The organism is Reichenbachiella agariperforans (genome assembly GCF_900142205.1).
Classification (GTDB): Bacteria; Bacteroidota; Bacteroidia; order Cytophagales; family Cyclobacteriaceae; genus Reichenbachiella; species Reichenbachiella agariperforans.
In genome coordinates, this window is sequence record NZ_FRAA01000002.1 from 580292 (window position 1) to 602108 (window position 21817).

The 21817-nt window shown below is 43.1% G+C and carries 19 protein-coding genes; 13 read left to right on the plus strand and 6 right to left on the minus strand.

The window, feature by feature from the left end:
• The first annotated feature begins 104 nt into the window (after nucleotides 1-104).
• From BUB99_RS08810 to BUB99_RS08820, 3 genes are read left to right on the plus strand one after another with little or no spacing between them, the layout of a single operon-like run.
• Entirely contained in the window at nucleotides 105-1166 is a 1062-nt protein-coding gene (locus BUB99_RS08810; RefSeq protein ID WP_073121813.1) for a VOC family protein, read from the plus strand.
• 44 nt (nucleotides 1167-1210) lie between these two features.
• Nucleotides 1211-3082, plus strand: coding sequence for a DUF4153 domain-containing protein (locus BUB99_RS08815; RefSeq protein ID WP_073121581.1), 1872 nt, complete (start codon nucleotides 1211-1213; stop codon nucleotides 3080-3082).
• A gap of 60 nt (nucleotides 3083-3142) precedes the next feature.
• Nucleotides 3143-4882, plus strand: coding sequence for a WG repeat-containing protein (locus tag BUB99_RS08820; protein WP_073121583.1), 1740 nt, complete (start codon nucleotides 3143-3145; stop codon nucleotides 4880-4882).
• Here BUB99_RS08820 and BUB99_RS08825 read toward each other — a convergent pair.
• From BUB99_RS08825 to uvrA, 3 genes are all read right to left on the minus strand, one after another.
• The gene (locus tag BUB99_RS08825) at nucleotides 4876-5901 is read right to left on the minus strand and encodes a sensor histidine kinase (RefSeq protein WP_221407494.1); all 1026 of its coding nucleotides are present in this window, start codon (nucleotides 5899-5901) and stop codon (nucleotides 4876-4878) included. The two genes, BUB99_RS08820 and BUB99_RS08825, sit on opposite strands and share 7 nt — an antisense overlap.
• A 474-nt stretch (nucleotides 5902-6375) precedes the next feature.
• On the minus strand, nucleotides 6376-8565 hold the full coding sequence (locus BUB99_RS08830; RefSeq protein ID WP_073121815.1) for a bifunctional alpha,alpha-trehalose-phosphate synthase (UDP-forming)/trehalose-phosphatase: 2190 nt from the start codon (nucleotides 8563-8565) through the stop codon (nucleotides 6376-6378).
• 223 nt (nucleotides 8566-8788) lie between these two features.
• The gene (gene uvrA, locus BUB99_RS08835) at nucleotides 8789-11581 is read right to left on the minus strand and encodes an excinuclease ABC subunit UvrA (RefSeq protein WP_139280954.1); all 2793 of its coding nucleotides are present in this window, start codon (nucleotides 11579-11581) and stop codon (nucleotides 8789-8791) included.
• Between the two features lie 169 nt (nucleotides 11582-11750).
• Between uvrA and BUB99_RS08840 the strand changes: the two genes are divergently transcribed.
• The gene (locus BUB99_RS08840) at nucleotides 11751-12521 is read left to right on the plus strand and encodes an acyl-CoA desaturase (protein WP_073121588.1); all 771 of its coding nucleotides are present in this window, start codon (nucleotides 11751-11753) and stop codon (nucleotides 12519-12521) included.
• 55 nt (nucleotides 12522-12576) lie between these two features.
• On the opposite strand, the gene BUB99_RS08845 is transcribed toward BUB99_RS08840, so the two are convergent.
• Entirely contained in the window at nucleotides 12577-12897 is a 321-nt protein-coding gene (locus BUB99_RS08845; protein WP_073121589.1) for a Rieske (2Fe-2S) protein, read from the minus strand.
• A gap of 57 nt (nucleotides 12898-12954) precedes the next feature.
• On the opposite strand from BUB99_RS08845, the gene BUB99_RS08850 reads away from it, so the two are divergent.
• Nucleotides 12955-14103 carry an aminotransferase class V-fold PLP-dependent enzyme gene (locus BUB99_RS08850; RefSeq protein WP_073121591.1) on the plus strand — a complete coding sequence of 383 codons (1149 nt, stop codon included), beginning with the start codon at nucleotides 12955-12957 and terminating at the stop codon, nucleotides 14101-14103.
• A gap of 8 nt (nucleotides 14104-14111) precedes the next feature.
• Here BUB99_RS08850 and BUB99_RS08855 read toward each other — a convergent pair whose 3' ends face one another.
• Nucleotides 14112-14393, minus strand: a complete 282-nt coding sequence (locus tag BUB99_RS08855) for a DUF427 domain-containing protein (protein WP_073121592.1) — start codon at nucleotides 14391-14393, stop codon at nucleotides 14112-14114.
• Nucleotides 14394-14644: 251 nt separating this feature from the next.
• On the opposite strand from BUB99_RS08855, the gene BUB99_RS08860 reads away from it, so the two are divergent.
• The 8 genes from BUB99_RS08860 (at nucleotide 14645) to BUB99_RS08900 (ending at nucleotide 21147) form a co-directional block, all read left to right on the plus strand.
• Nucleotides 14645-15247, plus strand: coding sequence for an RNA polymerase sigma factor (locus tag BUB99_RS08860; protein WP_073121817.1), 603 nt, complete (start codon nucleotides 14645-14647; stop codon nucleotides 15245-15247).
• A gap of 262 nt (nucleotides 15248-15509) precedes the next feature.
• Nucleotides 15510-16160 carry an endonuclease III gene (gene nth / locus BUB99_RS08870; RefSeq protein ID WP_073121595.1) on the plus strand — a complete coding sequence of 217 codons (651 nt, stop codon included), beginning with the start codon at nucleotides 15510-15512 and terminating at the stop codon, nucleotides 16158-16160.
• A gap of 75 nt (nucleotides 16161-16235) precedes the next feature.
• Nucleotides 16236-16517 (plus strand): hypothetical protein, encoded by a 282-nt coding sequence (locus BUB99_RS08875; RefSeq protein WP_073121597.1) that lies wholly within the window; start codon nucleotides 16236-16238, stop codon nucleotides 16515-16517.
• 68 nt (nucleotides 16518-16585) lie between these two features.
• Entirely contained in the window at nucleotides 16586-18124 is a 1539-nt protein-coding gene (locus BUB99_RS08880; RefSeq protein WP_073121598.1) for a YifB family Mg chelatase-like AAA ATPase, read from the plus strand.
• 312 nt (nucleotides 18125-18436) lie between these two features.
• Nucleotides 18437-19057 carry a porin family protein gene (locus BUB99_RS08885; RefSeq protein WP_170863765.1) on the plus strand — a complete coding sequence of 207 codons (621 nt, stop codon included), beginning with the start codon at nucleotides 18437-18439 and terminating at the stop codon, nucleotides 19055-19057.
• Between the two features lie 306 nt (nucleotides 19058-19363).
• Nucleotides 19364-19750 carry a TraR/DksA family transcriptional regulator gene (locus tag BUB99_RS08890; RefSeq protein WP_073121602.1) on the plus strand — a complete coding sequence of 129 codons (387 nt, stop codon included), beginning with the start codon at nucleotides 19364-19366 and terminating at the stop codon, nucleotides 19748-19750.
• Complete coding sequence (scpB, locus tag BUB99_RS08895; protein WP_073121604.1) at nucleotides 19751-20311, plus strand: SMC-Scp complex subunit ScpB; 561 nt, start codon at nucleotides 19751-19753, stop codon at nucleotides 20309-20311. It begins immediately after the preceding gene.
• 59 nt (nucleotides 20312-20370) lie between these two features.
• Entirely contained in the window at nucleotides 20371-21147 is a 777-nt protein-coding gene (locus BUB99_RS08900; protein ID WP_073121605.1) for a pseudouridine synthase, read from the plus strand.
• Here the strand turns inward: BUB99_RS08900 and BUB99_RS08905 are convergent, their stop codons facing one another.
• Entirely contained in the window at nucleotides 21148-21807 is a 660-nt protein-coding gene (locus BUB99_RS08905; protein ID WP_073121607.1) for a phosphatidylserine decarboxylase family protein, read from the minus strand.
• Nucleotides 21808-21817: the final 10 nt, after the last annotated feature.

A 21817-nucleotide genomic window follows, 5' to 3' on the forward strand; every position in this document is an offset into this window, starting at 1 on the left:
TATAAAAATAACAACCTACTCACTCCTGTTGCAAGAGGGTTGATGGCAAACTATTATTATATTCGTGGTTGATCCGAATCACACCAAGTCGAAACATGGATAAAATGGAAGAAAAATTAATATACGGCATTCAGCAGATAGGCGTAGGGGTAGACGATGCAGAAAAAGGTTTCCAATGGTACGGCACCCGACTCGGTGCGGATGCATGTATCTTCGATGACAACAATGAAGCCACCTATATGGCCAAGTACATGGGAGGAAAACCACGTGCCAAAAGAGCCATTCTTGCCATGAACCTACAAGGGGGTAGTGGGTACGAAATTTGGCAACACACTGGACGAACACCTCTCAAAATGGAAACGCCACTCGACTATGGCGATCTCGGAATCAATATTGCTAAAATTAAAAGCACGGATGTCCAAAAAAGCTACGATAGGCTCAAAAGCTTTGGCGTCAATTTCCTAACGGAAATCGTCACTGAACCTAGCGGAGAAAAAACCTTTTACATTCAAGATCCATGGGACAACATCCTACAGATCAAAGGATCGGACTCTTGGCACCATATAGGCAAGCATGATCTCGGAGGGATCTCTGGTGCTACCCTAGGCGTATCAGATATCGACACTACCCTCAAACTCTTCTCTGGATTACTCGGCTATGACCAAGTAATCTATGACAAAACAGGCACCTTCGATGATATTGCTACTTTGTCTAAAGGCACAGAGCGCTTTCGCAGAATACTCCTCACACACAAAAAAGACAGAACGGGTGGGTTCAGCCCACTACTCGGAGATGGTGAGATAGAACTCGTTCAGCGACTAGACTCTACACCCAAGAAATTATTCGAGAACCGCCTTTGGGGAGACATCGGCTTCATTCATCTCTGTTTTGATATCAAAAACATGAAAAAACTGGTGGAAGAATGCACCGAAGCTGGCTTTCCATTTCAGGTCCTCAGCAACGAGAGCTTCGATATGGGAGATGCCAATGGACACTGGGGCTATATCGAAGACCCAGACGGCACACTCATCGAATTTGTCGAGACGCACAAAGTTCCCTTGATCAAAGCCATCAATTTCAACATCAATCTAAGAAATCGTGACCCGCACAAGCCCTTACCCAACTGGATACTAAAGGCCATGCAAATCAAGCGTGTCAAATTCTAAAATATTCTCTAGTTTAGGCAGAGGTATCATCAAAAAACCGAGCTATGCGTCTGCCTTCACTTCTTTACCTCAAGCAAAAAGCCTTTGAGGGGTTTCACAATTTTCCATTTACTATTCTTGCCGCGATAGCTGGCAGTAGTATCGCCATATACCTCACCGAATACGAACATGATATAGACAACCTATTCCCCTATATCAACGGCCTGCTCATCTTCGCTCTAGCGATTCCATTGTTTTTCAGCGTATCGATTATGATTGGTCACCTCCAGTTGGACAGAGTTCTCTCCGCTACGGTTTGGGTGGTATCGAGTATCCTACTATTGATCATCTATCTAACCTTGCCCGACAGAGACACGACCCTCAACACCTCGTTGCCCTATATTCGCTATGCGATATTCAATATCATCATTCACCTGCTGGTCTCCTTCGCTCCCTATCTAGGGCGTAACAGACTCAATAGATTCTGGAACTACAATCAACTCCTATTTGTACGCCTAGTCACCTCTTTGCTATATGCTGGGTTTTTGTACGTCGGTTTATGTCTTGCTCTCGTAGCACTAGACGTATTATTCGACGTAGACATCCCCTCGATACGCTACTTCGAACTCTATATTTTGGTACAGGGCGTATTCAACACTTGGTTTTTTGTCTCTGGGATACCCAAAGATCTAAACCACCTAGACAATATAACGGTCTACCCCAGCGGGTTAAAAATATTTACGCAGTTCGTTCTCATGCCTCTATTGGTACTCTATCTGATGATCTTGTATGTCTATGGATTGAAAATAGTCATCACATGGGACTGGCCAGAAGGAGTAGTCGCCTACCTCATTATCTGTGTGGCTGTTTTGGGCATATTCAACCTACTACTAATGCATCCCTTTAGCAAAAACACCGCAAACAACTGGATCAGCAAATTCTCCAAAATCTATTATGTCGCACTGATCCCTTTGGTCGGGCTTCTATTCGTAGCGATCAGTATCCGCATCGGAGACTATGGCGTGACCATCAACCGCTACCTCATCGTGCTACTAGGAATCTGGCTATCACTGGTTATTATTTATTTCGTATCTGGACGAGAAAACATCAAGCTAATTCCCATCTCTCTTGCCTGCATACTCATTCTTTGTTCCTTCGGACCATGGGGCATTTTCTCTTGGAGTCAAAGGAGTCAAGTGCAGCGACTCGAACAATATCTCGTGTCAAACGGCGTGCTACTGGACGGCAAAATCCAGCGAGAAGTCATCTGGGACTTAGATAGCCTACCCAAATTTTCTTCTCCAAACCTCAACACCAATACCTTACCCGATTCGGTACACAACGAGGTGCTCTCCATCGTAGAATATCTCGATGACTACCACGGCATGCAAGCGCTCAGACCTTGGTACACGCAAAATATCGACTCCCTCATTCGCCAATCTGAATCCAAATCCTCCCGATACAGTCTATACGAAGGAGACACCTACCTCAAAACTGCCGGAATCAAGCCCGTCTATCAGCGATACAGTGACTATACCTACTACGAATACAGCCGAAACAAAAAAGAGTCTTTTGTCTCCAAAAACTTCGAGCACGCCCTAGCCATTGAATCCAACTTCTTTGACGAAACGAGTATGACAAGAGAAGTTACTCTAAATGGACGAGCCATCGCAGTAACACTTAACCCACAGTCCAGAGTTCTTCAGGTTACTTTCGACGATGAAACGCTGACTATCCCTCTAAGTGACAAACTAATCCATCTCGAAGAGACCTACGGCACTAACGAACAAAACCTATCGACTACAGAAATGCAACTCACCTTTCACGGCGAAAAACATGAAGTGAAACTGATCATCGAACAGCTCCGTATGAACGGACTCCCTGACAAAGTAGATATTAGCTACGTAGATATGCTACTGTTTTTTAGGGATATTTAAACTTAGCAGCGTTGACTAACAAATTCACCCTAAATTCGCATAACTAAATCATAGAGCCACTTGATCTCGAACTCTCATATCATACTGAAGCATGCCAAGCACTACTTAGGGCTAATGATTCTAAGTCTACTCACTTTGGCTGTATATGCTCAAAATGATAACTATGACGTCCGTGGAGGCATATCAGAAGGACTCATCGCCGTGCGCTCAGAAGAGAAAGAGCTTTGGGGCTTTGTAGATCGCAATGACAAGTTAGTGATTCGGTGCAAGTTCGATCAAGTCGAGCCCTTTGAGAAAGGACGGTCCATTGTACAGTTCAAAGGTTTCTTTGGTGTCATTAATGTTAATGATAGCCTGATCATATCCCCTATATATGACGACCTCAGTTCGTTAGACAATCGCACTTTTGTTGTCCAACTCCGAGAGTTAGAAGGTGCTATCGATCATCTGGGACGTATTATTATCCCGATCGAGTACAAAAAAGTCATCGCAATAGATGAGCAGCTTATAATCGTCAAAAAAGAAGAAAACTGGGCACTCGCAAATGCGCAAGGCGATTTCAAATCTGACTATATCTACAAACAAGTCTACCCTATGCGAGAAGGAATGGTCAAAGTCAAACTCGATAGACACTATGGGTTTGTGGATCATAGCGGAAAACTCCTTATCCCAGCAATATATGACAATCTCAAATATTTTTCGGAAGGCTACTCTCCAGCACAGTCTAACGCACTATGGGGCATGATCAACCGAAAAGGGGAAATTACGATAGACTACCAATACCAAGATATTGACCCTTTTCATCAGGGGCGAGCCGATGTAAAGCTTGATGGAAAACATGGTTTGATCAACCCAAATGGAGAGCTCATCCTCCCCATAAACTACCAAAGTATAACACCACTAGGAAAAAATTTGATTATAGCAGAAGATGACCAAGGTCTCCTCCTCTTTGACACAGACGGTACAGCACTATCCTCACAGTACTACGACAAAAAAGAGTCTAATCCAGACCTCTATGAGATTAAAGATCACAAAATACTGGTCAGTCGTGAAGGTCGTTTCGGCTACCTCCATGATGACGGGAGCAAATTTGTCGAGTGTCAGTATGAAGATGCCAAGGCATTTGATGGAGGTGTCGCTCAGGTCGGTCTAGGCAAAAAATGGGGTCTTCTGGATCAGTTAGGCAATTTGATTCTAAAAATCGAGTATGATCATATCTCCGACTTCAAAGGAGAAACAGCTATTGTAAGTCAAGACAGTCTTCTTGGTCTCATCAACAGATCTGGTAGACTACTCACTCGTGTTCAATACCAAGAAATCTCACCGGTGGCAAGCGACCTGTTCATCATCAAACGGGATGAAAAATACGGTATGATGAACCAGTATGGCATCACTACCATCCCAGAAGAATACAGCTATTTCAACAAAAATCTATACAGTACAGGGTATCTCATCGAAAAAGATGGAAAATGGGGCTACCTAGACAAACAGGGGGCAACTATACTAGAGACCATATATGATCACTTAGAAGTCTATGACAAAGGCCAAAATGTAATCGTGGAGAAAAATGGAAAAGCAGCACTGATGAATATTGATAAAATCTACAAGATTCCATATAACTATGACAGTCTCTCCATCACTCAAGAACGGTATGTTCGCTTGTTCAAAAAAGGTAAAGTGGGACTTGCTACCATCGATGGCATATTACTCCTCAAACCAAAATACGAAGACATACGAAATATAGAAAAGAGTAGTGCTGAGGTATTAAAGCGAAACAAATGGTCAACCATTCATTATTGATTTGTTGTAGTCACATCCGCTGGATCTAATAGAAAGCTGATTACTGTTCCTTCATTCTGCACACTCGATATTTCCATCTTTGATTTATGCGCTAATATCAGTGCTCTACATATCTTCAACCCAATCCCAATCCCTTTTTCGTTTCGCGTGCCTAGCTGAGAGGAAAAAGTAGTTCTTAGCTTCTTCATTACTTTTTCGGACATTCCGACCCCCTCATCTATGATCGCAATACTGACTTTACCTTCTACAGATTTACTCTCCAAAGTAATCGTGTCACCCGCCGCAGAGAATTTAATAGCATTGCTAATCAAATTTCTAAGTACCGTTTTTATCATATCAGGCTGACCAAAGGCATTATCTTCGAAAAGGTTTACCTGAAAACGGATCTCTTTTTCCTCAAAATCGGCAGCAAACAAGTACTTCAGATCCTCAACAAGACTCGATATATTAAATGCACCTTTCTCGAAATCTGCTCCTTCGGTTTGGCTTTTGATCCAAACCAAAATATCATTAATCAAGAAATTAACCGTAGAGACTTGGTTCTCCACTTTATCAATATAATAGAGTGTTTCTTCTTGTGACAGGCTACCGTCCTTGGCCAGCTGAAGTACTCCTTGTAGGCTTGCCAAGGGAGAACGAACATCATGTGCCAAAATGGCGATGAGGTCCTTGCGCATCACGCTGAGCGAATTGATCCTGAGATAACTCTCTTTGAGCATTCGTTCATCGACGAGAAGAGATTCTGTTTTGTTGAAATTTAGCCTACTTTGTTGCTCTAAGTGATACTTGGTGACCAGCAACCCTGTAATCGTAATCAAATAAATCAAGCAAGTATTAATGATTGAAATAGTGTCAAAATCGAACCAAGTAAACAATGACAATATTAGGCTAATTACAAATACAGGTACAATCAATAACATGTGTTTAAGCAAAATCCCTGAAAATATGAATGACCCAAAGACTGCTATCAGAAAAACACTGTTGATCCCCATGCCATTCGTCCCGTTAAGGTTGAGCATATATAACTGAGAACCTATGGTAAAAAGGCAAAGGAAATTAGCAAGCCAATAAAAATAACGGGTATCCAAAAAACCGGAAAAGCGAAAAACCAGTACCGTCAAAACCAGGTACACAGGTAAAATCACAAAGAATTGAAAATAGATAGATATACTATCTCGCTCATTCCCTAATAATAAATCTTTCAACCCATACACAAGATTGAATAGAATTAACATGAGCAGGAAATATTTAACAAAATTAGTCTCAGTAGCAATATTCTGCCTCCTGAAACTCTCCTCTACTTCCTCTTCATAAAACTGAAGGTTTCTCGAATTTAAAAACGAATTTGACATGCCATAATAATCAAATGCAAAACAGCCCAAAACTATGGGTGTCTATTCAGTGCACCAATGAGTATAGCTGGCTCATTCTGAAAATGATTCTCCAAAACCCTTGGAGAGTCATTGCTGCGTTTTCAGATTTGCAAGGTAAACCTATTCTACAAGTTGGCGGAGAAGATTACGTACTTTTTCTGGGCCTAATATACTGTACTTAGCTGCTGACTGGTTTCCGCCCACTTTGATCGTATGAGCATTCGCTGGCATAGCCTTGAAGGTATCCTCATCTGTCCAGTCATCTCCTACAGCCATCACAAAGTCCGCATTGTATCGCTTGATCCAGTTGGCGGCTGCACGACCTTTGTTTACTTCCGTACTCTTGATCTCCATCACCATGTCTCCTTCGAGAACTTGGAGGTTCTGGTTGGATGCGAGGTATTTGAGGTGGCTCATCAATTCTCGCGTTCTGAGTTCTCCCAGTCCCGTTTCTACTTTTCGATAATGCCACACCAGCGAGTAGTCTTTCTCTTCGATAAAAGACCCCGGGGTACGGTTGACATAGCTTTCTAGCACTTCTTTGATATCTGCTTTCCAGGTATCTGTCAAGTGCGTAATGGTTTCCCAAGAACCACCAGACTTTCTCAGCCATACGCCATGCTCAGCGATCAGGTCAATTCTCTTGTTGTCAAACCACTTCTGCAGTGTATTCTTATCGCGACCACTGATAATCACAATGTACGTATTTTCCTCCGCTAATAGATCGTTTAGAATTTCATAAAGCTCCTCATTAGGCACTGCTGCTTGTGGGTCTGGATGAAAACCTGTTAAGGTTCCATCATAATCCAAGAACAACAAACGCTCACTGGCTTTGTTAAAATCCTTCTTGATCTCCTTTATGGTTTTTATATCAATATTCTTAGTCTTCTGTGCAAGTTGCTGATTTTTCACATGGTCGAGACGACTCATGAATAAATCCACCCAGTGATAGATATTGTATCTTTTGAGTGTCTCTTGCATCACTGTCATTCGACTGATCTGCTCCTCCTCACTCATCTCCAGCGCTTCTTTGATCGCACTCACCATTTGCGCTTGATTGTTTGGATTGACGAGAAGTGCCTCGGACAACTCCTTTGAGGCTCCTGCCATTTCACTCAAAATCAATACCCCTTTCTTCTCCAACCTACTTGCAATGAATTCCTTCGCGACTAAGTTCATCCCGTCACGGAGCGGAGAAACAAAACCCACATGCGCCATACGGTAAAACGCTGACAGGGCATTGAGCGGATAAGATCTGAAAAAGTAATGAACAGGTGTCCAACTGAGTCTACCAAAGCGACCATTGATACGACCTACCAGTAAATCTATTTCCTCTTTTAACTCTTTGTATTTGCCCACTTGGTATCGGGATGGCACCACGATCATCACTAGTGATACGTTCTCCTGATACTCTGGATGCTGCTCCAAAAACTTCTCAAAAGCCTTCACCCGTTGTGGGATTCCTTTGGAGTAATCCAACCGGTCGATGGACAACATCATTCGTGGCGAACCGATCGCCGTACGGTACTCTACTTCCTTTTCGATAGTCTCTGGCTGAGAGGCCACATCATTATACTTATCATAGTCGATACCCATCGGTAGCGCATCAGCCATGATTTGTCTATTGTTATAATTGATGATTCCGTGATCTGTTCCTATACCAGCTAGACGGTTGACAGATGACAAAAAATGACGGGTATCGTCATAGGTATGGAAACCCAAAAAATCTGCTCCCAACATCCCCAATAGCAACTCACGTCTAAATGGCAATAGCCTAAATGACTCATAGGATGGAAATGGAATATGAAGGAAAAAACCAATTTTCAAATCTGGCTTTTGCTTTCTCAATAAGGCCGGTACCAATAGCAACTGATAATCATGAATCCAAATGGTGTCTTTCTCATTGGCCTGCGTCAGTACCGCATCGGCAAACTTCTGATTGACTTCCTTATAAGACTCCCACGTGCGATCATCGAATACTGAATACTGATTAAAATAATGGAAGTTAGGCCATAGCGTTTCGTTCGAAAAGCCCTCATAATACAGCTCTAAATCTTGATCTGTCAAAAACACTGGGTACATACTCTGTGATTGCATGATCTCGAGCGTACTCTCTTCTTCCTCTTTACTATATAACGTAGCACCTGGCCAGCCAATCCAGAGATTATTGCCGCTCTTGTAGATCGAACCCAGTCCAGTGGCTAGGCCTCCTTCTGTGGGTTGAAAATCCATGCCTTCGTCGTTTCTGACGACTTTTACGGGCAGGCGGTTAGATACTATTATAGTCTTAGGATCGGGATTTGATGACATATCGGATTGTTTTCTTTGTCTATAGCTATCGTTTAGCTCTGCCAAAATTAGTGATTAATAGGAAGACGCTTCGGATGAAATTACGACAATAATATGTCTTTTCGCATGTTTGAACATGACTAGTTCAAATATTATTTGGCATTATCCTATGTATACCGAACACTCAGACGGTATGCCAAAACAAAGTTGAACCACATAAAATAGAGAATAGGAATTGTACCCGTTATAACTTCTCTCTCAGATAGTCCGCTGTATAGTTATTCTCCAACTTGACCATCTCCTCAGGTGTTCCTTCAAAGCAAATTTGCCCCCCCTTATCTCCACCATCAGGACCCAGATCGATGATCCAGTCTGACGATTTGATAATCTCCATATTGTGCTCTATAATGATCGCGGTATTCCCTTGATCCACTAATGCATTGATAGACTTGAGCAATTTCTCGATATCTTTAAAATGAAGTCCCGTTGTGGGCTCATCGAAGATGAACAGAATTTTTTCCTTTTGGGCGGCCTGACCCCTACCTAGGAAAGATGCCAGCTTCACGCGCTGCGCTTCTCCTCCACTCAGAGAGTTTGAGCTTTGACCCAGTTTCACATATCCCAGCCCTACATCATTGAGCGGTTTCAGACGGGATACAATTGCTTTTTGATCCTCAAAAAAGTCCAAGCTTTCCTCGATGCTCATATCTAGAATATCTGAGATATTCTTATCCTTATAGGTGATCGCCAACACCTCCTCCTTAAATCGCTTGCCCTTGCACTCGTCACAGGTCAGGTGTAGGTCAGCCATGAACTGCATTTCGATTTTTACCTGTCCCTCGCCCTGACAAGTCTCGCAGCGTCCCCCTTCCACATTGAAGGAAAAGTGTGCGGGCTTCAAGCCACGCTGCTTGGCGAGTGGCAGTTCTGCGAACAACGCACGAATGGCGTCATAAGCTTTGACATAAGTCACGGGGTTAGATCTAGAACTACGACCGAGTGGATTTTGGTCTATCATCTCCAATTTTTGGATCATTTTGTAATCTCCATCTAGACCAGAGAACTTACCCGTTTCTTCTCCCGTCACGCCGAATATCTTTCCTAGTGCAGGGTATAGTATTTTTCGAATCAGAGTCGACTTACCAGAGCCACTGACTCCTGTCACCACTGTCAATACTTCCAAAGGAATCTTGACATCCAACTCTTGCAGATTATTCTCCCGTGCACCATATAGCGCTATACTATGTCTCCACGGCCTTCTAAACTTGGGCACTGGGATCTGATCCTTGCCGTTCAAGAAACGTGCGGTCAGAGATTTCTCTTCCTTGTGAATAGCGTCCCAGTCACCCTGAAAGACCAACTCCCCTCCATGAATACCTGCCGCAGGTCCTATGTCTATGATTTGATCTGCACGACGCATGACCTCTTCCTCATGTTCTACCACGATCACGGTATTCCCCAGATTTCTCAGGGTCGTCAGGACTTTGCCCAGTCTAGCAGTATCTCTCGGGTGTAACCCGATACTCGGTTCGTCGAGAATATACATCGACCCGACCAATGCACTCCCTAAAGAAGTCGCCAGCTTGATACGCTGATATTCCCCTCCTGATAATGTAGAAGTAAGGCGGTTTAGCGTCAAGTAGCCCAAGCCAACTTCCTTCATATATGTCAGGCGATTGGTAATTTCTTTGAGGATACGCTTAGCTACCTCTGCTTGGTATTCGTTTAGCTCGACATTCTGAAAAAACGCAAGACTCTCATCGAGCGGCATCAGTACAAGGTTAGAAATAGACTGCCCGCCGATCTTTACATAATTGGCATCTTTACGCAAGCGAGTTCCTTTACAGTCAGGACATGATGTTTTGCCTCTATATCTGGACAACAAAACCCTGTACTGAATTTTGTGCAACTGAGACTCTATGAATCCAAAGAAGGCATGAATGCCTTCAAATTTGCCTTTTCCATCCCAAAGCAACTGGATTTGTTCCTCGGTCAGTTCTTTGACAGGTCTATAGATCGGAAAATCAATCTCATGCGCCATGTCTAGCAGCGGCTTGAGCCATTTCTTCATTGTCTCGCTGCGCCATGGTACAATCGCATGATCAAATACCGATAGATTCTTGTCAGCAATAACTAGGTCAGGATCTATGCCGAGCACCTTTCCAAACCCTTCACACTTTCGGCAAGCGCCATAAGGATTGTTGAAACTAAATAAATTAACCGATGGCTCCTCAAATACAACTCCGTCCAACTCGAACTTATCAGAATACCTGACAGTATCCTGGTCTCTAAAATGTACATGACAAGACCCATTACTCTCAAAAAATGCCGTCTGCACAGAGTCCGAGAGTCGGAAATTGGCATCCTCATCACTAGGGTTCACGCTCAATCGATCGATCAATATCTCCACATCCTTAGCCTTGATTTTCTTCGGATCAATCTCTTCTATCTGCTGCACTTCCTCCTTCACCAATACTCTAGTAAAGCCCTTGCTCAGCAAAATATTTAACTCCTCCTCCAAACCACGCCCTTCGTGTATAGTCAGTGGTGCAGCTATCATAAATTTCGTTCCCTCCTCCAGAGCATTGATAGCGTTGACAACAGTAGTCACCGTATCACGCGTCACCACGCGTCCGCTAACAGGCGAGATCGTCTCACCGATCCGTGCAAAGAGCAACTTGACATAATCATAGATTTCTGTTGTAGTACCGACGGTAGAGCGGGGATTTCGGGTATTCACCTTCTGCTCTATAGCCACCGCAGGAGAGATTCCTTTGATATAATCCACCTCAGGTTTTTCCATCCTGCCCAAAAACTGACGCGCATAGGAGCTAAGACTCTCCACATATTTTCTTTGCCCTTCGGCAAACAAAGTGTCAAATGCCAAAGACGACTTGCCAGAACCCGACAGCCCCGTGATCACCACGAGCTTGTTCCTAGGTATCGCTACACTCAGATTCTTTAGGTTGTTGACACGAGCACCTTTTACAAGTATAAAATGTTTGGGATCCAGCTGGTCAATGTTATTCTCCGCCATTTGTGATTTGTTTTTGGCCATCCGTCTGAGATGAGATAATTTTGCAAAGCGCAAAAATAGACATACGATTACGATTTTTAGCTGAATGTGAAATAATGAAAAATATTTTCTGCTTTTTGTCACAAAACAGAATCGAGCTTGTCTTAGAAGTAAATCGAACAAGAAAAAAATGGAAATTCTAATATTAATGTTAGTGCTATGGTATGGAGGGTTGTTCTTCCAAACCTTCTTCTTACACAGATATTCAGCACATCAATCTTTCACCATGTCTAAGCTTGGTGAAAAGATAAGTTTTATACTCACATGGGCATTTCAGGGATCTAACTATCTCAGTGCCTATGGATATGGAGTGATGCACAGAATGCACCACGCCTATGCCGACACAGAAAAGGACGTTCACTCTCCAAAGTACGACGCGAACCTCTTCGCCATGATGTGGAGAACCAAAACGACCTACTCTGCGATCACCAACAAGGAGATAGAAATCGAAAGCAGATTTACTGATGGCGTACCTGAGTGGCCTGCTTTTGACAAATTTGCGAGATCATGGTTTTCAAGAATCGCTTGGTCTGTCTTTTATGTAGGTTACTTTTATATGTTCGCTACTGCATGGTGGCAATGGTTGGCTCTTCCAGTAGCTTTCTTGATGGCACCTATCCACGGTGCGATCATCAACTGGTTCGCTCATATCTACGGATATGTCAACTTCAAAGTCGGTGACACCAGCAAGAACATGCTACCAGTAGACTTCCTAATGATGGGCGAAAGCTATCACAACAATCACCACAAGCATGGCAACAGAGCTAACTTTGGCGGAGTGAGATGGCACGAAGTAGACCCTACTTATGTAGTCATGTGGATTCTGGACAAGCTCGGTATGATCCATATCAAAAGACTAGAAGTCTCTGTTAAAAAAGAGGATATCAAGAAAGCAGCTTAAGCAACTGTATTATGAAATATTGGAACCCTGACTCAATGAGTCAGGGTTTTGTTTTTTAGAGCGAAACATAAAGTGCGTCACCCTCCCAGAGTAGCGTATAGCGAATGAGATCTTTGCATCTGTGCTGAGACTCTTCTCCAGACTCTAGATCAAACTTATAGTCATGCCAAGGGCAAACAACTTCTAATTGTGGATTGATCCGGCCTTTCCCTAGATCGTCACTCATGTGGGGACAAGATTTCTCAAATGCAAAGTACCCTTTATGCGTCCTCGCTAGACAGAACTGCAAGTCATCTATCTGCAGTTTGACGATTTTATTGAGACCAACCGTCTGATCTGCTTTGTCTTTACTATCGAATAGGCGTACTTTCGTCATGGTATTTTACTTCTGATTAAATCTATTAAGATTTTGTCTTTACTACTCCTAGAACCCATGAATTGTCAAAAGAATAAATTCCAGCTCAACAAAAAATATGCATACCTAAACTGTGCCTACATGGCTCCACAGCTCAAAAGCGTAGAAAAAGCAGGCCGAAAAGGCCTAGCTAAAAAACGTCAGCCAAATCTCATCACCCCAGATGACTTTTTTCATGACCTAGAGACAATCAAGATTCTATTCTCCCAGCTCGTAAACTGTCCAGACAAAAACCGCATCACCATGATCCCTTCAGCCTCTTATGGGATAGCCAATGTAGTGAATAATCTACCGCTCAAAAAAACAGACAATATTATCGTCTGCGGAGACCAGTTCCCTAGCAACGTCTACCCATGGATGTCTGCTTGCCAAAAAAGTGATGCAGAGCTCCGCATCATCACCGCTCCAGATACTACCGAAATGAGAGGTAAACTCTGGAATGAAAAAATACTAGGAGCCATTGATGAAAAGACACAGGCAGTAGCCCTAGGGCATGTCCACTGGGCAGATGGCACTTTGTTCGATCTATTGAGCCTGCGCCAGCGCTGTGACGAAGTAGACGCAGCACTCATCATCGACGGTACTCAGTCGGTCGGTGCTTTGCCATTCGATATACAGGAAATCAGGCCCGACGCACTCATAGTGGCAGGGTACAAATGGCTACTCGGGCCTTACAGCTCAGGTATCGCTTACTATGGCGAAAAGTTTGATAAAGGAACTCCCATCGAACAAAACTGGATCAATAGATTGGATAGTCAAAACTTCTCTGAGTTAGTCAACTACCGAGAGGTGTATCAGCCCGGAGCAGACAGGTATGGCGTGGGAGAGAAGAGCAACTTCATCATGAACCCGATGGTCATCGCAGCACTCAAACAAATACTCAACTGGCAACCCCATCATATTCAAACCTACTGCCACGACCTCATACAGCCTCTGGTATCAGAGGCACAACAGCTTGGTCTGTATATCGAAGATTCTGCGCATCGCTCCAATCATTTGTTTGGGATACAAATCCCCGAGGACAAACAGGACGCGCTACATCAAGCCCTAAAACTACACCGTGTCAGCGCATCTATGCGAGGCTCCTTTCTCAGAGTATCACCCCATGTCTACAATGACAGCCGAGATATCAACAAACTGATACGTGTACTCAGAGCCATAGTATAAAGCGCGAATCAATCCACAACTTCCACACCTTTCCAGAAGGCCACATACCCTTCTATTTGCTTGGCCAGCGCTGAGGCAGATGGATAGTACCATGCCGCATCAGGATTGGTCTTTCCGTTTACTTCCAAAGTATAATAGCTGGCCTGTCCCTTCCATGGACAGGTCGTGTGCGATTGACTCTCCTTAAAAAACTCCTGTTTGATCGAGTCAGCTGGGAAGTAATGATTATTCTCTATCACTAGGGTGTCATTACTCTCGGCGACCACTTCATTATTCCAAATTGCTTTCATAGGTTTTCTTTTTTTACTCAACTGATATAGGGGTAGTTAAGTTCCGATATGTCTTATTAATCGAACGAACATTGCCACTTGTCGAATAGATTTAGAAGACTACATAGCAGATTCTACCTTAACCAAGCAAAACGCAAAGAATCTATTTCGCTATGGAAAAATCAGACAAGACAAAAAATACCTGTACTCCCGAAATTCTAAACCAAGCCAAACAATATGATTTAGAACATCACGTTAAAACCACAGGTAAAATGAAAAATAATGTTAGTGTAAGTGATAGCGCACTGATATCACAATACAAAAACGGAAGTGAAGCAGCTTTTGAAGAATTGGTCACTCGTCACAAATCGAGAGTTTTTACCACGATTTATTTGATAGTCAAAGACAAGTATGTCGCAGAGGATTTGCTCCAAGACACTTTTATCAAAGTGATCAAAACAGTCAAATCAGGAAAATACAACGAAGAAGGAAAATTCCTTCCTTGGGTATTGAGAATTGCGCACAACTTGGCCATTGATTTTTTCAGAAAGGACAAGAGATACCCTACTATTGTCATGGAAGATGGCAGTGGTGTTTTCAACACACTAGATTTTGCCGAAGATTCTGTGGAGTCGTTACAGATTAAAAGTGACACCCACGCACTATTAAAAAACCTAGTTCAAGAACTTCCAGAAACACAAAAGGAAGTTTTGATAATGAGGCATTATATGCAGATGAGTTTTCAAGACATAGCTGACACGACACAGGTGAGCATTAATACTGCTCTTGGGAGAATGCGCTACGCTTTGATTAATTTGCGTAAGAAAATGCAAAAAATGAGTATTGATTATGATCAACATATTTACCGAAACTGACCTGATCCGGTACATCTACGGGGAAACCTCAAAAAACGAAGATCAACAAATCGAAGAAGCAATTTTTTGCAATTCAGAATTAGAAAAACAACTATCTAGGCTCCAACTTGATACTACACTGTTGGATAAGCTATTGCTAAACCCGTCACAACCTAGCATCAAGCATATCATGGAGTATTCCCTTAACTTCGACTCCAACCAAAAAACCATATAACAAGACACCGCTATTCCTCCTCCCGTTCTATTTGATTAATTTCGACCTATGAATAAAAAGGAGAGATATCAGTTTTTCATCGAGCATTTCAGCCAAAACAACCCAGAGGCAGAAACCGAACTACACTACGAAAATCCCTATCAGCTGATCGTAGCAGTTGCGCTAAGTGCTCAATGCACAGACAAGCGTGTCAACATGGTCACGCCAGCCATTTTCGAAACTTTCCCTACCGTCGAGGACTTAGCCCAATCAAACTTTGACGAACTGTTCCCATACATACGATCGATCTCCTACCCAAACAACAAAACCAAACATCTACTAGGCATGGCAAAAATGCTAGTCGAAGATTTCAACTCCGAAATACCCGCAGATCTCAATGATCTACAAAAGCTACCGGGCGTAGGTCGAAAAACTGCCAACGTCATTGCATCTGTTATATTTAACCAACCCACGATGGCGGTCGACACCCATGTGTTTCGTGTATCCAAAAGACTCGGTCTCGTCACCCAAACCGCCAAGACACCACTAGAGGTAGAAAAACAACTGGTCAGACACATCCCTGAAGAACATATCCCCAAAGCGCATCACTGGCTGATCCTACACGGTCGCTACATCTGTCTTGCACGAAAACCCAAATGCAACGAATGCACACTCACACTGATGTGTCGATACTATGAGAAACTAGAAAACAAGAATTAACATTTTAATCACTAAATTAGTCTAAGACACTACCCGTAAATTTTTTAGATTACACTCCGCATTCTTCGACAAAGCATGAAAAAAATTAAGCCCTTTTTATACGGGATCTACATTCTCTTTTTTATAACAGCAGCTTTCATAGCCATCACACACGAAAACCTCGTGCTACACTGGAAGTGGGATTTCATCGACACCTGGGTTGGACTCATGCGTCTCGTCCTCAAGCTCGGAGGTATAGGAACCGTTCTTTTCGCATCCCTACTCATCTTAGAGTACACCCAAGTACGAAAACTTCGAAAAAAAATAGAAGAACAAGAATATGAAATCCAAAAGCTGAAATCCAAGAATCAACCTTAATTCAGCTATATTAGACAAGCGTATCACACGTTTCGGCAGCAAAGAGAACCAACCACACAAGATACATTATGCTAGCAAAAACCTATGGCAGTGCAGTCTACGGTGTAGATGCCCATCAGATCACAATAGAAGTCAATATCATCACAGGTACCAAGTTCTTCATGGTGGGCCTTCCAGACTCAGCTGTCAAAGAAAGCGAACACCGCGTAGAATCGGCTCTTAAACAAAACGGCTATCACATGCCCAGACAGAGGGTTATAGTCAACTTAGCTCCTGCGGATATCAAAAAAGAAGGCTCTGCCTACGATCTACCTATTGCCATCGGTATTCTATGTGCTTCTGATCAAATCACTCTCCCTTCTTTGGATCAATATATGATCATGGGCGAACTAGCACTGGATGGAAAAATACGCCCTGTCAAAGGAGCACTTCCTATTGCTATCGAAGCGCGAAAAAAAGGCTTCAAAGGTCTCATCTTACCCAAAGAAAACGCCTCTGAGGCAGCAATAGTGGACAAAATAGATGTGATTGGTGTAGAGTCCCTAAAAGAAGCCGTCAATCACCTAACTGGTAAAAAGCCCATAGAACCACTGCACTACGACACCCGTGATATCTTCCAGTCTCACGTCAACGAATATGATGCGGATTTTGCCAACGTCCAAGGCCAAGAAAACATCAAACGATCTCTAGAGATCGCAGCTGCAGGAGGTCACAATGTCATCATGATCGGCCCTCCAGGCGCAGGCAAAACCATGCTCGCCAAAAGACTACCGTCAATACTCCCTCCATTGACATTGCAAGAATCTCTAGAAACCACCAAAATTCATTCTGTATCTGGACACCTTAGTGAAAATGCTTCGCTCATCGCAACTCGACCTTTTCGCTCTCCACATCATACCATTAGTGACGTAGCATTAGTAGGAGGTGGCGGCATACCTCAGCCAGGAGAAATCTCCCTCGCCAACAATGGTGTACTTTTTCTCGATGAATTGCCAGAGTTCAAACGTACCGTACTGGAAGTCATGCGTCAGCCACTAGAGGAGCGTAAAGTCACGATCTCCAGAGCACGCATCTCAATCGAATTTCCAGCTAACTTTATGCTCATCGCCAGCATGAATCCCTGTCCTTGCGGATACTACAATCATCCCGAAAAGGACTGCGTCTGCGCACCAGGCGTAGTTCAAAAATACCTAAACAAAGTCAGTGGTCCATTATTGGATCGAATCGATCTGCACGTAGAGGTCACTCCAGTATCTTTTGATCAACTCAGTGCAGACCGAAAAACAGAAAGCAGTGATGAGATTAGAAACCGTGTCATAGAAGCACGGCTCATTCAAGCAGAACGGTTCAAAGATCACCCTGATATTTTCAACAATGCCATGATGAATTCGCAGATGGTCAAGTCCATGTGCCAAATCAACCAAGCAGGCAGAGCGTTACTCAAAACTGCCATGGAAAAACTCGGTCTATCCGCCAGAGCCTATGATCGCATCCTAAAAGTAGCTCGCACCATCGCAGACTTAGCGGGCAAAGAAGATATCCAAATCGAACATCTCGCAGAGGCTATCCAATACAGAAGCCTAGACCGAGACGGCTGGGCCAACTAACCCATAGTGAAACAACGAATCAAAACTACTCCGTAACACCACTTCAGTCTGTAAACTCTGGCACACACTATCATAGTGTCGCTTTCCCTTTTTTACATTTTGTAGAAATGTTTACCCAGATCGAGAAAATAAGAAACACCTCGAAGAGGTATTAAGCCCACATAACCCTCCTATCACTCAAAATTGGAGTTGGTATGCTTTTTTCAATCTGTCTCACAACAAATTGGATCAGCTCTGCGATCGGATCAAATGATGATCGGCTCACTAGAAAGCAGCGTTGCATCCATGTATTTTTCACAAAAATCCATACATATGAACAAGCAACTAATGGCATATATCGCCACACTCGTACTTATAATCTCTGCTGGATCGATGGCTCGCGCACAAGAAGTAAACGCTGGGGTAAAAGGGGGTATGAATTTCAGTACCCTAATACAAAATGAAATTGATGATCAAGACATGCGTCTCGGCTGGCAAGCTGGTTTCTACTCCAAAATCCGAACTGGAGAACGTTTCTTTGTCATGCCAGAAGTATTGTTTTCTACCAAAGGTGTCAAATACAACTATGATTTTTTAGGTTCCTCTGGAGATATCAAGCTTAACCTATATTACATAGACGTGCCCGTTATGCTCGGTTTTCATCTTACCGAACAGTTAGCCATAGAAGTCGGGCCATACGCTTCCTACCTTGTAGATGCTGGCTACAAAGACTCAGGCGACAATGAAGAAGACGAACTAGACAGGGACAATTTCAAGAGCTTTGACTATGGACTGGCTGGAGGGCTGAGCTATAGCCTCGAATCCTTCATGATCGGTGCACGCTACAACTACGGCCTAGCTGAGATCGCCGAAAGTGATGTGGCTGATTTCGCCTTAGAGAACTCACGTAACTCAGTCGCGCAGCTTTATGTTGCCTTTCGATTGACTGACTGATACACATAACTCTTATACCCTAAGCGAATCAAAATCAATCTGGTGTAGCATACTCGAACAACGAGTAGCTCGCCAGATTTTTTACTTTATACCTATTCAGTTTTGCTCTATCGATTTAAAAGTTAGGAAATGAACGATACTTAATGCCCCCCTCCTACGTTAAAGAATAACCAGCGTGCTAACGCTCTGTATCCAAGAGAATAAACTTGTTGAAAATTTATTATTTGCACGCCATTTTTGATTTTACTTTTTAGAAGTGTTGAACTAGATTAGCGCAACTGTTCTAGAACGAGAGACCTGATAATTATGAGCAACGGAGAGAAAACAAGATATTCCACTAGCGAATTACAAGAGTTTGAGGAATTGATCAACAACAAGCTAGAAAAGGCTTGGAACGAACTAAACTACATCAAGCAGTCTTTGACCAAAAGCAAAGACTCTGGTACAGATAGCACCTTTGGCAATGTGAAAACGCTAGAAGATGGTGCGGACACGGCTGAAAAAGAAAGCTTGAACCAATTAGCAGCAAGGCAACAAAAATTCATTACCAACTTGGAGAATGCCTTGATACGAATCAAAAACGGTACTTACGGAATTTGCAAAGAAAGTGGAAAACTCATCAGCAAGGAAAGATTGAAGGCTGTACCTCACACGACGCTTTCTATTGATTCCAAACTGAAGCAAAACAGCTAATTGGATTTTCTATCCAACCATATAGAGGCACTCATATTTTGCTCGCCTAAACCTATCACGGATAAGGAATTAAAAAATTGCTTGTCCGAGATGTTCGAGGCTGATGTCCCCATGAAGGACATAGAAGAAGCCATCCTGTCTCTCCAACAGAAATACAGCGACAATAGTTATTCCTTCGAACCTCTCCTCAGTGGCGGTGGGTATCAGTTTCTAACCAAACCAGCCTATCAAGCCAGCATCGGCATACTCCTCAAGCAACAGTCCAAAAAACGACTTTCCAACTCTGCTTTGGAAACCTTATCTATCATCGCCTACAAACAGCCCGTAACCAAAGGCGATCTCGAACAAATCCGTGGTGTCAGCTGTGACTATTCTGTACAAAAACTCCTAGAGAAAGAACTCATCGAAATCAAAGGTAAGTCTGAAGCCGTAGGCCGTCCACTCATATACGGCACCAGTGAAAACTTCACCGACTACTTCGGCATCAACAGCATCAGCGAACTCCCTACGATTAAAGATTTCGAACAGAAAGACAACGAAATCGGGGATTCACAAGAATAGGTCAAGCGAATAGCGTTTCACCATTCTTATTGCCTAGCTTTGCAGGATAATTTTTGATCATGGAAAGAAAAAATAGGCTTCAGAAAAAGAACACGACCACTTCAGCTCCTAAAAAGAAATCAATAGAATTTCCCGTTAGGATCAACAAGTATATCTCCAATTCTGGTATCTGCTCTCGCCGTGATGCCGACCAACTCATCCTTGATGGAAAAATCGAAATCAATGGCACAGTCGCCAGCGAACTGGGTATGAAAGTCGAAGAAAATGATGAAGTGAAGTACAACGGCAAAGTAATCAAACCTCAGAACTTCGTCTACGTCCTTCTCAACAAACCGAAAGACTACATCAGCACCATGGAAGATCCCGAAAACAGAAAAACCGTAATGGATCTAGTCAAGGCAGCATGTGATGAGCGAATCTACCCTGTAGGTCGTTTGGATAGGAATACAACGGGTCTTCTACTCCTCACCAATGACGGTGCTATGTCTCAGAAACTAACCCACCCGTCCTACAAGATCAAAAAGATCTATCAAGTAGAGCTAGACAAGCCTCTCACTGCCAATCATTTTGAAGATATCGCCAACGGATTCAACCTAGAAGATGGCCCTGTCACCGTCAGCGATATTGCCATCTTGGACCCCAGCAAGAAAAATATTGGAGTGCAAATCCATATCGGAAAGAACCGTATCGTCCGTCGTATCTTTGAAAACTTCGGCTATGAAGTTGTCAAGCTAGACCGAACCATGTACGGATCACTGACCAAAAAGGATCTACCAAGAGGTAAATGGAGATTCTTGACCGACAAAGAGGTTATATTATTAAAGAATATGAGCTGATTATTTCAGCTCAGCGAGTATCGTTTTACCCCCTTTAGTCTTCTGATCGAGAGAGACTTTGATCTCAGCATCCAAAGGCAAAAAAACATCCAGACGAGAACCAAATTTGATAAAACCATACTCTTGGCCTTGTACAAGTTTGTCGTTTTCCTTGGTGTACCATTTGATCCGTCGAGCCACAGCACCAGCAATTTGTCTCACGAGAACTTCTGTACCAGACGGATTCTGTATGACCATTGTGGTACGTTCGTTCTCAGTACTTGACTTAGGGTGCCATGCTACGAGATATTTGCCTGCGTGATATTTAAAGTACTTTACTATACCACCTACTGGCGTCCGGCATACGTGTACATTGAGTGGGGACATAAAAATCGAGATTTGCTTTCTCTCGTCTTTAAAGTATTCTCCTTCTACGGTATTTTCAATTACTACGACTTTACCCTCAGCAGGAGCCAGTACCAACTTATCATCAAGCTCAATTTGGATACTGGGGTTTCTAAAAAACTGTAATACCAGAAGGTAAACAATCAAACTGGCAATAAGCGTCAACTGGTGCGCAAGTTCTACTTCTGGAAAATAATACTTCACCGCATAGTTGATAGCGAACAAAACGGCGAGAAGTATAAACAGAATCTTTAATCCTTCCTTGTGTATAGTCATTTCTGTAAAG

Coding starts and splice junctions, on each gene's coding strand:
- BUB99_RS08810 (WP_073121813.1), top strand. CDS start 105: ATGGAAGAAAAATTAATATACGGCATTCAGCAGATAGGCGTAGGGGTA.
- BUB99_RS08815 (WP_073121581.1), top strand. CDS start 1,211: ATGCGTCTGCCTTCACTTCTTTACCTCAAGCAAAAAGCCTTTGAGGGG.
- BUB99_RS08825 (WP_221407494.1), bottom strand. CDS start 5,901: ATGCTCAACCTTAACGGGACGAATGGCATGGGGATCAACAGTGTTTTT.
- BUB99_RS08830 (WP_073121815.1), bottom strand. CDS start 8,565: ATGTCATCAAATCCCGATCCTAAGACTATAATAGTATCTAACCGCCTG.
- uvrA (WP_139280954.1), bottom strand. CDS start 11,581: ATGGCGGAGAATAACATTGACCAGCTGGATCCCAAACATTTTATACTT.
- BUB99_RS08840 (WP_073121588.1), top strand. CDS start 11,751: ATGGAAATTCTAATATTAATGTTAGTGCTATGGTATGGAGGGTTGTTC.
- BUB99_RS08845 (WP_073121589.1), bottom strand. CDS start 12,897: ATGACGAAAGTACGCCTATTCGATAGTAAAGACAAAGCAGATCAGACG.
- BUB99_RS08850 (WP_073121591.1), top strand. CDS start 12,955: ATGAATTGTCAAAAGAATAAATTCCAGCTCAACAAAAAATATGCATAC.
- BUB99_RS08855 (WP_073121592.1), bottom strand. CDS start 14,393: ATGAAAGCAATTTGGAATAATGAAGTGGTCGCCGAGAGTAATGACACC.
- BUB99_RS08860 (WP_073121817.1), top strand. CDS start 14,645: ATGAAAAATAATGTTAGTGTAAGTGATAGCGCACTGATATCACAATAC.
- nth (WP_073121595.1), top strand. CDS start 15,510: ATGAATAAAAAGGAGAGATATCAGTTTTTCATCGAGCATTTCAGCCAA.
- BUB99_RS08875 (WP_073121597.1), top strand. CDS start 16,236: ATGAAAAAAATTAAGCCCTTTTTATACGGGATCTACATTCTCTTTTTT.
- BUB99_RS08880 (WP_073121598.1), top strand. CDS start 16,586: ATGCTAGCAAAAACCTATGGCAGTGCAGTCTACGGTGTAGATGCCCAT.
- BUB99_RS08885 (WP_170863765.1), top strand. CDS start 18,437: ATGAACAAGCAACTAATGGCATATATCGCCACACTCGTACTTATAATC.
- BUB99_RS08890 (WP_073121602.1), top strand. CDS start 19,364: ATGAGCAACGGAGAGAAAACAAGATATTCCACTAGCGAATTACAAGAG.
- BUB99_RS08900 (WP_073121605.1), top strand. CDS start 20,371: ATGGAAAGAAAAAATAGGCTTCAGAAAAAGAACACGACCACTTCAGCT.
- BUB99_RS08905 (WP_073121607.1), bottom strand. CDS start 21,807: ATGACTATACACAAGGAAGGATTAAAGATTCTGTTTATACTTCTCGCC.